This window comes from Curtobacterium sp. GC_Cur_3 (assembly GCF_026544205.1).
Taxonomy (GTDB): Bacteria; Actinomycetota; Actinomycetes; order Actinomycetales; family Microbacteriaceae; genus Curtobacterium.
On the sequence record NZ_JALNUI010000005.1, the window covers coordinates 110,666 to 124,813 of the forward strand.

A 14,148-nucleotide genomic window follows, 5' to 3' on the forward strand; every position below is an offset into this window, starting at 1 on the left:
GGCGGGGCCAGGTACGGCCAGTGCCTGTCACGCTCGCGGCACCAGCACGTAGCCTGGGCCGCATGGGTATCGACGTGCGCGGGGAGATCCGCGACTTCCTGTCCACACGGCGGGCTCGGATCTCGCCCGAGCAGGCGGGCATGCCGTCGTTCGGCGGTGGGGTCCGACGGGTGCCCGGGCTGCGGCGGCACGAGGTCGCGATGCTCGCGGGCGTGAGCGTCGACTACTACACGCGGCTCGAACGCGGGACGCTCAAGGGCGTCTCCGACAGCGTGCTCGAGGGGCTGGCGCGGGCACTGCAGCTCGACGAGGACGAGCGCACCCACCTGTGGGACCTCGCCCGGCTCGCGAACTCCGGCGTGAAGACCATGCACAAGACCATGCCGACCCGGATCCGTCCCGGCGTGCAACGACTCCTCGACGCCATCACCGGTGCGCCGGCGTGGGTGCGGAACGAGCGCGGGGACGTCCTCGCGGCGAACGAGCTCGGCCGTGCCCTGTACGCGCCGATGTTCGCCGGGCCCGGTCGCCCCGTGAACACCGCGCGCTTCACGTTCCTCGACCCCGCCGCGCGGACGTTCTTCGTCGACTGGTCCCAGACCGCGCGGGACTCCGTCGCGATCCTGCGCGCCGCGGCTGTCGCCAACCCCTGCGAACCCGGGCTCGTGACGCTCGTCGGGGAGCTCTCCACCCGCAGCGAGGAGTTCCGCTCGTGGTGGGCCGAGCACGACGTCCGCCTGCACCGCACCGGCAAGAAGCGGATCAGCCACCCGGTCGTGGGTGCGCTCGACCTGGACTACGAGGCGCTCGACCTCGTCGCGGACCAGGGCCTGACGATGTTCACGTACAGCGCCGAGCCGGGGTCGGAGTCGGAGCGTTCGCTCGCGCTCCTCGGGACCTGGGCGGCGACGGAACGCGCGGAGCAGCTCGCAGCGGCCCGGGCCACGGAGTCCGAGTCGGTCGACTGAGCAGTCTGTACCACCCGACCGTCAGATGGCGGTCGGGTCCTCGTCGCCGGCGTCGAGCGCGGCGGCTCGGAGCTGCTCGATGCGCAGCACCCGTTCCTGTGCGGACAGCCGCAGCACGCGGGTCGCGGTGACCGACAGCACGATGAGCGCGATGACGAGCACGACGACGGCGAGCAGGAGCAGGCCGTAGACGATGAAGACGAAGCTGAAACCGGAGTCGGCGATCATGTGCCGACCCTAGCGGCCGCCGTAGGCTGAGCCGCGTGACCAGGCGCGCGGACGGAACGGCGGGCACCGCCGACCAGGGCAGCACCGGCGTGGACAGCACCCGGTGGCGCCGCCCGGAACCCGCCTTCGCCCGGGCGCTGAAGGCCGCACTCGGGGACGCCCGCACGGTGCTGCACGTGAGCGCCGACGCCGATGCCGTGTCGTACGAGCCGCACGACCGGGACGTCACCACCGTCGAGCCGATCGCGCATCTGCCCTTCCCCGACGACACGTTCGACGCCGCGATGACCGCGTTCACCATCCCCCGATGGGAGGACCTCGACCGTGGACTGGTCGAGATGCGGCGCGTGGCGCGTGGCCCCGTGGTCGTCCTGACGCGGGACCCCGCCCGGATCCAGAGCTCTTGGCTCGCCGAGTACGCCCCCGAGGTGACGGCCGCCGACGCCCGGCGCCACCCGAGCCTCGACCGCATCGCCGAAGCCCTCGGCGGGGACGTCACCACGACCCGTGTGCCGATCCCCTTCACGTGCGTCGACGGGTTCTCCGAGGCGTACTACGGCCGGCCCGAGCGCCTGCTCGACCCGGCCGCGCGGCGAGCCGACGACGCCTGGGGCCTGGTCGACGAGATGAGCGCCGCCCGCTCGGTCGCCGCTCTCCGCACCGCGCTCGAGTCCGGCGCCTGGGACGACCGGCACGGGGCGCTCCGGGTCCGTCCGTCCCACGACGGCTCGCTCGTCCTGCTGACCGCGACGCCCTGACACGCTGACGCGTTCGTCTTGACACCGCCTCGTAGGCTGGTGCCGTGAGCAACCGTTCTGAGGAGGTCGTCGGCGTCCACGCCGGCATCAGGGCCTGACGCCCCGGGTCACGTCGTCGACGTGGCCCCCGTCGTCGTTCCCTCCCAGAACACCCGCCCGGTGCGGCGCACGAGCGCCCCGGGTGGCACCACAGAACGGCTCACCATGCTGCCCATCAGCGAGAAGACCATCCGCGCGTCCTTCGTCAACGCCTCCCGCAGGGAGACGAGTGACCTGACGTTGCCCGCCGACTTCGCGACCCTGGACTGGGACGCGCTCGACTTCCTCGGGTGGCGCGACCCGAAGAGTCCTCGTCGCGCGTCCGTCGTCGTGCCGACCCTCGAAGGCGACCTGATCGGCGTCCTGCTCCGGCAGGCCGAGGCCTCGCCGCGTTCCCGAGCCCAGTGCTCGTGGTGCCAGGACGTCAGACTGCCGAACGACGTGGTGTTCCACAGCGCCAAGCGGTCCGGTCCGGCCGGTCGCAACGGCAACACCGTCGGCACGCTGGTCTGCCAGGACTTCCAGTGCTCGGCGAACGTCAGGAGGACCCCGCCCCTGGCCTACGAGGGCTTCGACCTCGAGGCCGCCCGGCTCCGCCGGATCGAGGACCTGCAGCTCCGCGCGGCCGGCTTCGCCACCGACCTGTGACGGACAGGAGGCTCGGTGCCAGCCGGCACCGAACCTCCTGTCAGTCTTCGGGTTGCGTCAGCGGTCGATGCTCGACATGTCGGGGTAGCGGTCACCGGTCGGGGCGGGCAGGGCCGAGAGGCGCTCGACCTGCTCCGCGCTCAGGGTGACCTCCGCCGCGGCGACGTTCTCCTCGAGGCGGGAGACGCGCTTCGTGCCGGGGATCGGCACGACGTCGTCGCCCTGCGCGAGCAGCCACGCGAGGGCGACCTGGGCGGGGGTGCCGCCGACCTCGTCCGCGACGTGCTTGACCTCGTCGACGATGCGCATGTTCGTCTCGAAGGCCTCCTGCTGGAAGCGGGGGTTCGCCAGGCGGAAGTCGTCGGCGTCGAGGTCCGAGGGCTTCGTGATCGCGCCGGTGAGGAACCCGCGGCCGAGCGGCGAGTACGGGACCAGGCCGATGCCGAGCTCGCGGAGGGTGTCGAGCACGTCGCCCTCGGGGTCGCGCGTCCAGAGGGAGTACTCGCTCTGCAGGGCCGTGATCTGGTGGACGGCGTTCGCCTTGCGGATGGTCGCGGCGCTCGCCTCGGAGAGCCCGATGTGGCGGATCTTGCCCTCCTGGACGAACTCGGCGAGCTGGCCGATGACGTCCTCGATCGGGACCGCCGGGTCGACGCGGTGCTGGTAGTAGAGGTCGATGTGGTCGGTGCCGAGGCGGCGGAGCGAACCCTCGAGGGCCTCCCGCACGGACTCCGGCGCGGAGCTGATGCCGCGGCCGGCTGCCGGGGTCGTCTCCCCGGCCTCGTGGGTGATCAGGCCGAACTTCGTCGCGATGACGACGTCGTCGCGGCGGTCGGCGAGGGCCCGGCGGAGGAGCTCCTCGTTCGTGTAGGGGCCGTAGGCCTCGGCGGTGTCGAAGAGCGTCACACCGAGGTCGATCGCGCGGTGGATGGTGCGGACCGACTCGTCGTCGTCCGTGCCGGCGCCCGTGTAGAAGGCGCTCATCCCCATCGTTCCGAGGCCGATCGGGCCGACCTCGAGGTCACTGAGCTTGCGTGTCTGCATGTCTCCCGGTCTACTCCGCGCACCCGGGTTGGAGGGAGGCACCGGTCGTACCCGTCACGAGCGGCCCCGCATGGTGTGGTTCCTCCAAGGGTCCGGGGACCGGCACGGCGGACCTGGTCTGATCGGGGGGTGAACCTGTACTTCCGTCTGCTGCTCCTGCACCTCCGCACCCGGCGAGCGCCGCGACGGTCGCTGTGGGGCGAGGCGCGGACCCCGTTCCGGGTGACCCTCACCGACCTCGACCCGCTCCGGCACATGAACAACGCCCGGTACCTGGCGCTGCTCGACCTCGGGCGGCTCGACCTGATGATCCGGTCAGGGTTCTGGAGCGACCTGACCCGACGGGGCTGGTACCCGGTGGTGGCGGCGCAGACGATCACGTACAAGCGGTCGCTGACGCTCGGGCAGCGGTTCGACCTGGTCACGCGGGTGCTCGGCGTGGACGAGCGGGCGACGTACATCGAGCAGACGTTCGTCCGGCGCGGGACCGTCGTGGCCCGGGCGGTCGTGCAGGCCCGGTTCCTCCGGACGGCCGGCGGGACCGTGGCCTCCGCCGAGCTGCTCGACGCCGTCGGGGGTGCTCCGTCGGACCTGGTGCTGCCGGAGTGGGTCCGCGCCTGGGCCGACGCCGTCCGGATCAGCTCCACCGCGGGGTAGACAGGTCCGGTGACGGAACCATCGGGGAGCACGACCACACGCAGGGGACTCATCGCGGGGGGCGTGGGACTCGGCATCGCCGGGGTCCTGGCCGCGTGCAGCGGCGGGTCCCCGGCACCGACACCGTCCGGCACGACGACCTCGGGAGCGAGCGGGACGCCGATGCCCAGCACGAGCGCGAGCACCCCGTCGACGGGCTCCGGTCCGGACACCTGGGACGCGCTGGCCGCGGCGACCACCGGGGCGGTGCTCCGGTCGGGCGCACAGGGCTGGGACACGGCGCGCGTGCTCGAGAACCCCCGGTACGACGACGCCGACCCGCAGGGCATCCTCCGCGTGGCGAACGCCGACGACGTCGTCGCCGGGCTCGCCTTCGCGCGGAACACCCGCACGCCGGTCGCGCTCCGGGCCGGCGGGCACTCGTACACGGGCTGGTCGGCCGGCGGCGCTGCCGGCACGGACGTCCCACGCTCGCTCGTGATCAGCACCGCGGCGCTCGACGACGTCCAGGTGTTGGGGGAGTCGGTGACGATCGGCCCCGGCGCGCAGCTCGCCGACGTCTACGCCGCCCTGGCGAAGGCCGGTCGGGCGATCGGTGCGGGGTCGTGCCCGACCGTCGGCATCGGCGGCCTGACGCTCGGCGGAGGTGTCGGCGTGCTCGTCCGCTCGTTCGGCCTGACCTCGGACCAGCTCACCGGAGCCACGATCGTCACGGCGGACGGCGCCGTGCACGAGGTCTCGTCGTCCCGGGAACCGGACCTCTTCTGGGCCTGTCGCGGCGGGGGTGGCGGGACGGTGGGCGTCGTGACGAGCCTGACGTTCCGGACCCAGCCCGCGCCTCCCGTCCTGCTCTTCGAGATCGCCTTCCCCTGGTCGGCCGCCGCTGGGGTGGTGCGTGCGTGGCAGGACTGGGCGCCGCAGGCGGACCGGCAGCTGTGGTCGACGTTGAAGCTCCTGGGCGGCGAACGGCACGCCAGCGGCCCGTCCGTGACGGTGACCGGCGTGTGGACCGGGGCGAAGTCCGGCGCCGATGCCTCGGTCGACGGGTTCATCGCCGCGACCGGTGCGACGCCGACCCGGCACACCGCGGACGAGCTGACGTACGGCCAGGCGATGCAGCAACTCGCCGGCAAGCCGGTGCGGGTGTCCGAGGCGGCCACGTCGTCGATCGGCACGACGGCCCTGACGGACGCGCAGATCGCGGTCCTCGTGCAGCAGGCCGAGCGGTCCGGGTCGGTCGCCGGCATGGCGGAGGGTGGGGTGTCCCTCGACGCCCTCGGCGGTGTCGTGGCGGACGTCGGCCGGACCGACAGCCCCTTCCCGTGGCGAACGGCGCTGTGCACCGTGCAGTACACGGCCGTGTTCGCGAACGGCGCGGACCCGGCGCCGTTCGACCGGTACGTGCGCGGCTTCCGTGCGGCGATGCGACCCGCGTGGGGTGACGGGGCGTACGCGAACTACTGCGACGCGGCGATCACGGACCCGTCGGCGTACTTCGACGTGAACACCTCGCGGCTGCACCGCATCGCCGAGCAGGCCGACCCGGACGGGGTGTTCGCGCAGCCGCACTGGGTGTGAGCCGTGTCGTCCTACGATGACCGACATGGACATCGAGCCGTTCGTCGTCGCCGACGCCGCCGCCTGGCGCGCCTGGCTCGACCAGCACGAGGACGACTCGGACGGCGTCTGGCTCGCCCTCGCCAAGAAGGGCACCGCGGGGCCGACGACCCTGACGTACGCACAGGCCCTCGACGAGGCGCTCTGCTCCGGCTGGATCGACGGGCAGAAACGGAGCAACGACGCGGCGACCTTCCTGCAGCGGTTCACGCCCCGGCGGAAGGCCTCGCTGTGGTCGGAGCGGAACATCGGCCTGGTCGCGACGCTCGTCGCGCAGGGGCGGATGCGGGAGCGCGGCCAGGCCGAGGTCGACCGAGCCAAGGCCGACGGCCGGTGGGACCGTGCCTATGCCGGCTCGGCGACCGCCACGGTGCCCGACGACCTCGTCGCTGCGCTCGACGCCGCACCCGCTGCCGCCGCCCTGTTCGCCGAGCTCGACGCCACGAACCGGTACGCCGTCCTGCACCGCGTCATGACCGCCCCGAGCGCCACGGCCCGCGCGGCCCGGCTGGCCAAGCTCGTCGGCATGCTCGACCGCGGCGAGACCCCGTACCCGCGCCCGACACGCTGAGGTCGGGGGACAGAACGTCTCCTGTTGCTCACTGTGCGTTCGCGGAGACGGCGTAGACCGGGGTCATGACGAACACCGACACCACGACACGTCCGGCCGACGCCTCCGGCACCTTCCGCATCGGTGGCGACCTCGAGGTCAACCGCCTCGGCTACGGCACCATGCAGCTCACCGGCCCCGGGGTCTGGGGACCGCCGAAGGACCACGACGAGGCGATCCGCGTGCTCAAGCGCGCCGTCGAGCTCGGCGTGAACTTCTTCGACACCGCCGACTCCTACGGCCCCTACGTCGCGGAGGAGCTCCTCAAGGAGGCCCTGCACCCGTACGGCGACGACGTCGTCATCGCGACCAAGGCCGGCCTGACCCGCACCGGCCCGAACGAGTGGCCGCCGGTCGGTCGCCCGGAGTACCTGCGTCAGGAGGCCGAGATGAGCCTCCGCCGCCTGGGCCTGGAGCGCATCGACCTGTTCCAGCTGCACCGCATCGACCCGAAGGTCCCGCTCGAGGACCAGGTCGGCGAGCTGAAGAAGCTGCAGGACGAGGGCAAGATCCGCCACATCGGCCTGTCCGAGGTCTCCGTCGACGAGGTCAAGGCAGCGCAGGAGATCGCGACGATCGTCTCCGTTCAGAACCTCTACAACCTCACCGACCGGTCCTCCGAGGCGCTGCTCGACTGGTCCGAGGAGCAGGACATCGGCTTCATCCCGTGGTTCCCGCTCGCGACCGGTGGCCTGACCGGCGAGGACTCCCCGCTGACCGAGCTCGCCGAGCGCAAGCAGGCCACTCCCGCGCAGGTCGCCCTGGCCTGGCTGCTCAAGCGCTCCCCGGTGATGCTGCCGATCCCCGGCACGTCGAGCGTCGACCACCTCGAGGACAACCTCGCCGGTGCGACGGTCGAGCTCACCGACGACGAGTTCCAGGAGCTCGCCGGGCTGCACGAGTGACCTGACCGGGCTCCGCTGGCGACAGCGGAACCCGGATCGAGCGTCGACGGATCCGGTCGACGATCCTGCGGGATCGCCGACCGGATCCGTCATGTCATCGGTCAGGAGGCCAGGGCCGCCATCGCCTGTGCCGTCGCCGCGCCGAGGTCCTCCGCCGGGCGGCTCAGCAGCCCCTTCACCATGCGGGTGTCGTCGTCGGCGAGCACCTCGTACGCGCCGGTCACCGCGCCGTCGAGCGACTGTGCCACGACGCGCTCCGGGCTGGTCTTCGGGACGTCGAAGCGCGCACCCATCGCCGTGTCGATCATGCCGACGAGCACGCCGGTGACCGTGGTGCCCTGCCCGGCCAGCTCGGTCCGGAGGCCGTTCGTCGCGGACCACGCCGCCGCCTTCGAGGCCGCGTAGACCGTGGGGAGCGGGATCCACGCGGCGGCGGAGAGCACGGTCAGCACGGCACCGCCGCCGTTCGCCGCGAGCACCGGTGCGAAGGCCCCGGAGACCCGGATCGTGCCGAAGACGTTCGTCTCGAACACCGTCCGGAGGACGTCCTCGTCCGCGGCCGCGACGGACGTGTCCGACGCCGGGGCGATCGCCGCGTTGTTGACGAGCAGGTCCACGTCGGACGCGGTCCGCGCTGCGGCGGCGATGGACTCCGCGTCGGTCAGGTCGAGCACGAGCGGCACCACGCGCTCGTCGTCCCACTGCCGCGGGGACCGTGCCGTGGCGTAGACCTTGGTCGCACCACGCTCCAGGGCCTGGCGGACGAACTCCTCGCCGAGGCCTCCGTTCGCTCCGGTCACGAGCACGGTCCGGCCGTCGAGTCGCTCAGTCATGGTCACTCCTGTAGGTTGATCCGGGAAGCGGGGATGCTCCCCGGATCATTATGTGGGGACAGTCCCCACTTGAGTCAAGCGAGGTGTGCCGTGACGTCGACGACCGCGAAGCCCCTGCGCGCGGATGCACGCCGGAACCGCGACGCGATCACCGCGGCCGCACGACAGGTCTTCGAGACCGACGGCATCCTCGCCCCGATCGACGGCATCGCCACGGCAGCCGGGGTCGGCAACGCGACGTTCTACCGGAACTTCCCGACGCGGGACGACCTGCTCGCTGCGGTCATGGCCGACAGCGTCCACGCGGTCCTCGACGAGTCGCGCGAGCTCGAGTCGCTGCCGGCCGACGACGCCCTGCACGAGTGGATGTTCCGCGTCACGTGGCAGCTCCGCATCTGGCAGAACCTGCCGACCTGCATCGCCAGCGCCATCGGGGACGACCAGTCGCCGGTGCAGGACGTCTGCGCCCGGCTGACGGAGCGCACCGACGTGTTCCTGCAGCATGCTCGGACGCAGGGCAGCGCGACGGACACGGCGAGCGCCGAGGACGTCTTCGAGCTGCTCACCACGCTGTCGTGGGGCGTCGACCGCTTCGGGGACGACCAGGAGCAGGCCAGACGCCGGGTGCGCCTGGCGACCGCGGGCCTGTTCAGCCACGACAGCGCCGCACCTGCCACGCCGGCCGCCCCGCACCGGCCCGCGACGGCCACACGATGACCGACGTCCGCCCGACCAAGCGGGACGCGATCCTCACCGCCGCCGCGGAGCTCTTCGTCGCGCACGGGTACGGCGGCACCTCGCTGCGGGACATCGGCCGTGACGCCGGTGCGGACGCCGCCCTGGTGATCCACCACTTCGGCTCGAAGGACGGGCTCTTCGTCGCCGCCATGGCCGACCGGCTCCCGCCGTTCCCCCTCACCGAAGGCCCGGCGTCCACGGTGGGCGAGCGGTTCATCGCCTACCTGCTCGACGCCGCACCGGAGGTCCGGGCGACCTACCTCGCGCTGATCCACGCGAGCGACTCGGACGCCATCGGCTCGGAGCTCCGTCGCCAGCACCAGCGGTCGGTCGTCGCCCCGCTGCTGACGCAGATGTCGGGCCCGGACGCCGACCTGCGCGCCTCACTCGCCGCGGCGGCCGTCGCCGGGCTGCTGTACTCGCTGTGGGTGATCGGCGACGAGACCCTCCTCGCCGCCGATCGTCACGACGTCGTGCGGCACTACGGCCACGTCGTGCAGGAGCTCGTCACACCGGCGTGACGACCGGTCTCACTGGACGGACCACCCGCCGTCCGACGCCAGCACGGCACCGTTGACGTTGACCCCGTCGTCGCTGAGCAGGAACGTGATCGAGGCGGCGAGCTGTTCGGCGGTGGCGAGCGTCGGGATCGCGGCCTGGAACGGCCCGAGCCGGGCGGCGCCCGCCTCGGACACGTGGGCCGGCATCGGGATGCCCGTGGCCACACCGCCCGGCGCGACGGCGTTCACGCGGATGCCGTGCGGCCCGTACATGAACGCGGCGCTCTTCGTCAGGCCCACGACGCCGTGCTTGGACACCGTGTAGGCGTTCCCCGACGCGTTGCCCCGGAGGCCGGCCTCGGACGCGACGTTCACGATCGACCCGCGTCCGGCGGCGACCATCACGGGCAGCACCGCCCGCGAGAGCTTGAACGCCCCGGTCAGGTTCACCCCGATGACGCGGTCCCACATCGCGTCGCTGGTCTCGTGCAGCGGGGAGAAGTCGTCGTTGATGCCGGCGATGTTCGCGAGGGCGTCGATCCGGTCCCCGGCCGCGGCCACGACGGCGTCGACGTCCTCCTGCCGCGTGATGTCACCGGTGACCGTGACGACGGAGCCGGTGCCCACGGCGTCCGCGAACTCGGCGAGCCGCTCGGCCGACACGTCGACCGCGACGACCCGCCCGCCTTCGCGCACGATGCGGGATGCCGTGGCCCGACCGATGCCGGAGGCGGCACCGGTCACCACGACCGTGCGTCCCGCGAAGCGACCGGAGGTGACCTGCTCGCGCCACGCGCCGTCGTCGTCGACGACGTCGGGGATGACGCCGTCGTTCGCGGCGCGGACCAGGTCATCGACCGCGGACTGCGGCATCTGCCCGTTCGACATCGCGACCATCTGCTGCAGGGGGAGCGTCCGCACCGGCGCCAGCATCTCCTCGCCGACCCCGGCCCGCGTGAGCAGCCCACGGATGAGACCGCTGCCGACCGGGTGGTCGAGCCAGGTCCCGATCGTGGATCCAGCGGTGAGGGTGACGTCGTGTCCGGGCATGGGAGTCCTCTCGTCGGCCGGTCGTCAGCGACCGGGGCTGTGGTTCAACACTGTTGAACAGCATCATTCAACAGTGTTGAACCTGCGTGTTCAACCCCGTCCGACACTGGCCGCACGAGTGCCCCGGTGCGGGCGACTACCTTCGGACCCATGCAGCGACGCACCCTCGGCCGCACCGGCCGCGAAGTCTCCTCCATCGGTCTCGGCACCTGGCAGTTCGGCGGTGACTGGGGTCCCGTCGCCGACGAGGACGCCTTCGCCGTGATGGACGCCTCCGCCGAGGCCGACGTCACCCTGTTCGACACCGCCGACGTGTACGGCGACGGCACGAGCGAGTCACTCATCGGCCGCTGGATGCAGGCGAACCCGGGCTCGGGCGTCACCGTCACGACGAAGATGGGCCGTCGCGCCGACCAGACCCCCGACAACTACGTCGCCGCCAACTTCCGCACCTGGGTCGACCGGTCGCGCACCAACCTGCAGCAGGACACGCTCGACCTGGTGCAGCTGCACTGCCCGCCGACCGCGGTGTTCTCCGACGACGCCGTGTACGACGCCCTCGACGCGCTGGTCGCCGACGGCTCGATCGCCGCCTACGGCGTCAGCGTCGAGACCACGGACCAGGCGCTCACCGCGATCGCGCGGCCGAACGTCGCGAGCGTCCAGATCATCCTCAACGCGTTCCGGCTGAAGCCGCTGGACGCGGTCCTGCCCGCCGCCCGGGAGGCCGGGGTCGCGATCCTGGCGCGCGTCCCGCTGGCATCGGGGCTGCTCTCCGGCAAGTACACGACGGACACCGAGTTCGCCCCGGAGGACCACCGCACGTACAACCGCCACGGCGAGGCCTTCGACCAGGGCGAGACCTTCAGCGGGGTGCCCTTCGAGGACGGCGTCCGTGCCGCGCAGGAGTTCGCCGCCGCCCTGCCCGACGGCGTCTCCGTGCCGCAGGCCGCACTCGCGTGGATCATCGCGCAGGACGGCGTCACGGCCGCGATCCCCGGTGCCCGCAACGCCGAGCAGGCCCGCTCCAACGCCCAGGCGGGGTCCCTCGACACCCCGGCCGACCTCGACGCGACCGTGCGTGACCTCTACGACCGCTGGTTCCGCGCGACGGTGCACGAGCGCTGGTGACCCCCGGCGGCCTGGAGCGCCTCCCAGCCACTGCTCGGAGGTGCTTCAGGAACCGCCGCCCCTTCCCATCGATCCCACGGCGTGCAGCGCCCGGCCCGGTCCTACGGTGATCCCACACCCTCTGACCGATCGGGAACCACCATGCGCGTGCGCCACGTCCTCGTCACCGCCGCACTGGCCGCTGCTCTGCTCGCCGTCCCGACGGCGCTGATCGTCGCGCACCCGGCGGTCGCCGCGTACGGGTCGACCACCGACGTGACCGGTCCGCAGGCCGCACGGGTGGTGGCCGCGCGGGCCGCCGAGCTCCGCCACACCCCGGACCAGGTCCTCACCGGGGCCCTCGGCGCAGCGGGCGGCCACTCGGTGCCCTTCGCCTACGCCGGCGACTCGATCACCGCCCGGCCCGGCTCGTGGCTGCGCGACCTGGCCGCCACACCTGCCGGGGAAGCGGTCGTCCGGGCCGTCGGTGGCTACGCCCACAGCGGGTACCGCTCGGACCAGGTGCTCGCCCGGATGCCCATCGTGCACGGCGAGGACGTCCTGGTCGTGGAGCTGGGGACGAACGACGTGAACCAGCACGTGCCGACCGCGACGACGCTGCGGGACGTCGACCGCCTGGTGGCGCAGGTCGCAGCGCCGCACGTGCTCCTGGTCGCGGCGCCGCCGTCGGACCACACGACGAGCCTGTGGGGCGTCGACCGTCGGACGGGCAACGCCACGCTCGACCGGGCCCTGGTCGTCGACGCGCGCCGCCACGGGTGGAGCGAGACCGACCCGTTCGCCGCGGACCGCGAGCGCGACGGCTCCTGGGTCCCCGGGACCTCCACGGACGGCATCCACCCCACGACCGCGGCGAACCACGCGATCGCCGGCCGCTTCGCCGCGGCCATCACGGCTGCCGCGCAGACCGCGCGCGCCTGAGCGGGGTCCTGGACGCACCCCGGGACGCAACAGGAGGCCCGGTACACGTGGTGCGCCGAGCCTCCTGTTGCGTCGTGTGGTCGCGGGTCAGCGCGAGGTGAGCACCTTCGTCGTGCCGGCGATGACCGCCGCGTCCTCGGCGAGCGCCACCAGCGGGTCGCGCAGGCCGGTCGTCTTCGTGACGGACTTCCGGGCGAGCAGTCCGACGTAGCTGCCGATGACGGCTCCGATCGCCCCGAGGATCGCGCCCTCGACCCGGCGGTCGCGCTTGCCGGTCGTGCCGATCGCCAGCCCGACGAACGCGCCGGAGGTGGCGCGGCCGATCAGGCCGGTCGCGGCGGTGCGGCTCGGGGTCATCGGGAGCTTGTCACCGATGATCTCGCCGACGGCGCCGGCGATGAGCAGGCCGCGTCCGAGCGGCGTGCGGAACGCGGGCCAGTCCTGCCACGCGCCGGACAGCTCCTTGCGGTCGCGGTTGAGCGCCAGGAGTGCGAGCGGGGTGGCGCTGCGGCCACCCGTCAGGATGCCGAGCAGCAGGGCCTTCGTACCGGTGTGCTTCGTGTTCTTCGCCATGGGGTCTCCTCACAAGATCGTGGTCGACGCTACCCACGGGACCTGGCCGCCGCACCGGGATGTCCACGGTCGGGCGCACGACGTCCGCCGAGCGGCGCGGTGTAGTCATGGGGTCCCCCGAACGAACAGGACCACCGTGACCGACGCCGACCGCATCCGCGCCACCGCTGCCCCGCGGGCGCGGGTGGGTGCCGTGGACGAGGCCGGTCGGCTCCGGCTCCTCGGGGCAGCCGTCTCCGGGGCCGCGTTCGCCCTGGTGTTCGTGATGCTCGTGCTGTCCTCGTGGACCGCGGCGACCACGGGCGTGCTGGTGTCCGTCGGTGTGCCGGCCGCGGCGGTCGGCGGGACGCTCGGCGTCGTGCTGCTGCTGCGCTCGTGGCGGATCGAGGGCGGCTACAAGCGGGCGAGTGCGGTGCAGCGCTGGATCTCCGACGGCCGGGTGCCGATCGACGTCCCCGCGACGGAGTGGATCCCGCTGCTGCACGGGCAGGCCGACCGGCAGGTCGCCGGCTGGGGGAAGATCCTGACCGCGGTGCTGTGGTTCGCGATGTCCTGGTCGATGCGGAGTCAGCACGGATGGGTCATCACGCTGCTGCTCTGCGGGCTGTGGACCGGGCTCGGGCTGTGGAGCGCCGTCGTCGTCATCCCGCGCGCCCGGGCCGCCGCCGCGATCCTGCGTCGGGGTGTCTCGACGCCCGAGTGACCCGACCCGGTCAGGGCCTCCGGTGACGGCCGCGGATGGCGGACCCGAGGTACACGATCGCTCCGAACAGGGCGAGACCGGCGAGGACCCTGCTCATCCAACCGGGCAGGTCACCAGGGGCGACCGTGATGGCGACGCTGGCGGCGACGAGGACGAGACTGACCACGATCGCCACCGGAACGCGCATGACGGCCACGGTAGTGGCATCTCGCATTCCAGTGCAAG

The 14,148-nt window shown here is 72.7% G+C and carries 18 protein-coding genes; 12 read left to right on the forward strand and 6 right to left on the reverse strand.

Going from position 1 to position 14,148, the window contains the following annotated elements:
- Positions 1-62: 62 nt before the first annotated feature.
- The gene (locus OXR63_RS04005; protein WP_194659502.1) at positions 63-968 is read left to right on the forward strand and encodes a helix-turn-helix transcriptional regulator; all 906 of its coding nucleotides are present in this window, start codon (positions 63-65) and stop codon (positions 966-968) included.
- 21 nt (positions 969-989) lie between these two features.
- Here the strand turns inward: OXR63_RS04005 and OXR63_RS04010 are convergent, their stop codons facing one another.
- Positions 990-1,196: a hypothetical protein gene (locus OXR63_RS04010; RefSeq protein WP_267420240.1), complete on the reverse strand. Its 207-nt coding sequence runs from the start codon at positions 1,194-1,196 to the stop codon at positions 990-992.
- A 35-nt stretch (positions 1,197-1,231) separates the two neighbouring features.
- Here OXR63_RS04010 and OXR63_RS04015 point away from each other — a divergent pair, with 35 nt between their 5' ends.
- Both OXR63_RS04015 and OXR63_RS04020 read left to right on the forward strand, forming a co-directional pair.
- Positions 1,232-1,954, forward strand: coding sequence for a methyltransferase domain-containing protein (locus OXR63_RS04015; protein ID WP_267420242.1), 723 nt, complete (start codon positions 1,232-1,234; stop codon positions 1,952-1,954).
- A 204-nt stretch (positions 1,955-2,158) separates the two neighbouring features.
- A complete protein-coding gene (locus OXR63_RS04020) occupies positions 2,159-2,641 on the forward strand; it encodes an FBP domain-containing protein (protein ID WP_267420243.1) in 483 nt (160 codons plus the stop codon).
- Between the two features lie 57 nt (positions 2,642-2,698).
- Here the strand turns inward: OXR63_RS04020 and OXR63_RS04025 are convergent, their stop codons facing one another.
- Positions 2,699-3,685: an aldo/keto reductase gene (locus OXR63_RS04025; protein WP_267420244.1), complete on the reverse strand. Its 987-nt coding sequence runs from the start codon at positions 3,683-3,685 to the stop codon at positions 2,699-2,701.
- Between the two features lie 129 nt (positions 3,686-3,814).
- On the opposite strand from OXR63_RS04025, the gene OXR63_RS04030 reads away from it, so the two are divergent.
- The 4 genes from OXR63_RS04030 to OXR63_RS04045 all read left to right on the forward strand — a co-directional run bounded on the left by OXR63_RS04030 (position 3,815) and on the right by OXR63_RS04045 (position 7,474).
- Positions 3,815-4,342: an acyl-CoA thioesterase gene (locus OXR63_RS04030; protein WP_267420246.1), complete on the forward strand. Its 528-nt coding sequence runs from the start codon at positions 3,815-3,817 to the stop codon at positions 4,340-4,342.
- Positions 4,343-4,405: 63 nt separating this feature from the next.
- Complete coding sequence (locus OXR63_RS04035; RefSeq protein WP_267420248.1) at positions 4,406-5,920, forward strand: FAD-binding oxidoreductase; 1,515 nt, start codon at positions 4,406-4,408, stop codon at positions 5,918-5,920.
- Positions 5,921-5,936: 16 nt separating this feature from the next.
- Positions 5,937-6,530, forward strand: a complete 594-nt coding sequence (locus OXR63_RS04040) for a YdeI/OmpD-associated family protein (RefSeq protein ID WP_374116060.1) — start codon at positions 5,937-5,939, stop codon at positions 6,528-6,530.
- Positions 6,531-6,595: 65 nt separating this feature from the next.
- Positions 6,596-7,474: an aldo/keto reductase gene (locus tag OXR63_RS04045; RefSeq protein ID WP_267420251.1), complete on the forward strand. Its 879-nt coding sequence runs from the start codon at positions 6,596-6,598 to the stop codon at positions 7,472-7,474.
- 101 nt (positions 7,475-7,575) lie between these two features.
- Here OXR63_RS04045 and OXR63_RS04050 read toward each other — a convergent pair whose 3' ends face one another.
- On the reverse strand, positions 7,576-8,307 hold the full coding sequence (locus OXR63_RS04050) for an SDR family oxidoreductase (RefSeq protein WP_267420252.1): 732 nt from the start codon (positions 8,305-8,307) through the stop codon (positions 7,576-7,578).
- 90 nt (positions 8,308-8,397) lie between these two features.
- Between OXR63_RS04050 and OXR63_RS04055 the strand changes: the two genes are divergently transcribed.
- Positions 8,398-9,024, forward strand: a complete 627-nt coding sequence (locus OXR63_RS04055) for a TetR/AcrR family transcriptional regulator (RefSeq protein WP_267420253.1) — start codon at positions 8,398-8,400, stop codon at positions 9,022-9,024.
- Entirely contained in the window at positions 9,021-9,566 is a 546-nt protein-coding gene (locus OXR63_RS04065; protein ID WP_276584930.1) for a TetR/AcrR family transcriptional regulator, read from the forward strand. The genes OXR63_RS04055 and OXR63_RS04065 overlap by 4 nt, the downstream gene beginning before the upstream one ends.
- 9 nt (positions 9,567-9,575) lie before the next feature.
- Here OXR63_RS04065 and OXR63_RS04070 read toward each other — a convergent pair whose 3' ends face one another.
- The gene (locus OXR63_RS04070; RefSeq protein WP_267420254.1) at positions 9,576-10,595 is read right to left on the reverse strand and encodes an SDR family NAD(P)-dependent oxidoreductase; all 1,020 of its coding nucleotides are present in this window, start codon (positions 10,593-10,595) and stop codon (positions 9,576-9,578) included.
- A gap of 150 nt (positions 10,596-10,745) precedes the next feature.
- Between OXR63_RS04070 and OXR63_RS04075 the strand changes: the two genes are divergently transcribed.
- On the forward strand, positions 10,746-11,726 hold the full coding sequence (locus OXR63_RS04075) for an aldo/keto reductase (protein WP_267420255.1): 981 nt from the start codon (positions 10,746-10,748) through the stop codon (positions 11,724-11,726).
- 141 nt (positions 11,727-11,867) lie between these two features.
- Positions 11,868-12,647, forward strand: a complete 780-nt coding sequence (locus OXR63_RS04080; protein WP_267420256.1) for an SGNH/GDSL hydrolase family protein — start codon at positions 11,868-11,870, stop codon at positions 12,645-12,647.
- An 87-nt stretch (positions 12,648-12,734) separates the two neighbouring features.
- Here OXR63_RS04080 and OXR63_RS04085 read toward each other — a convergent pair whose 3' ends face one another.
- A complete protein-coding gene (locus tag OXR63_RS04085) occupies positions 12,735-13,220 on the reverse strand; it encodes a DUF4126 family protein (RefSeq protein ID WP_267420257.1) in 486 nt (161 codons plus the stop codon).
- Between the two features lie 136 nt (positions 13,221-13,356).
- Between OXR63_RS04085 and OXR63_RS04090 the strand changes: the two genes are divergently transcribed.
- Positions 13,357-13,923: a hypothetical protein gene (locus OXR63_RS04090; RefSeq protein ID WP_267420258.1), complete on the forward strand. Its 567-nt coding sequence runs from the start codon at positions 13,357-13,359 to the stop codon at positions 13,921-13,923.
- Between the two features lie 10 nt (positions 13,924-13,933).
- Here the strand turns inward: OXR63_RS04090 and OXR63_RS04095 are convergent, their stop codons facing one another.
- Positions 13,934-14,110, reverse strand: a complete 177-nt coding sequence (locus OXR63_RS04095) for a hypothetical protein (RefSeq protein ID WP_267420259.1) — start codon at positions 14,108-14,110, stop codon at positions 13,934-13,936.
- Positions 14,111-14,148: the final 38 nt, after the last annotated feature.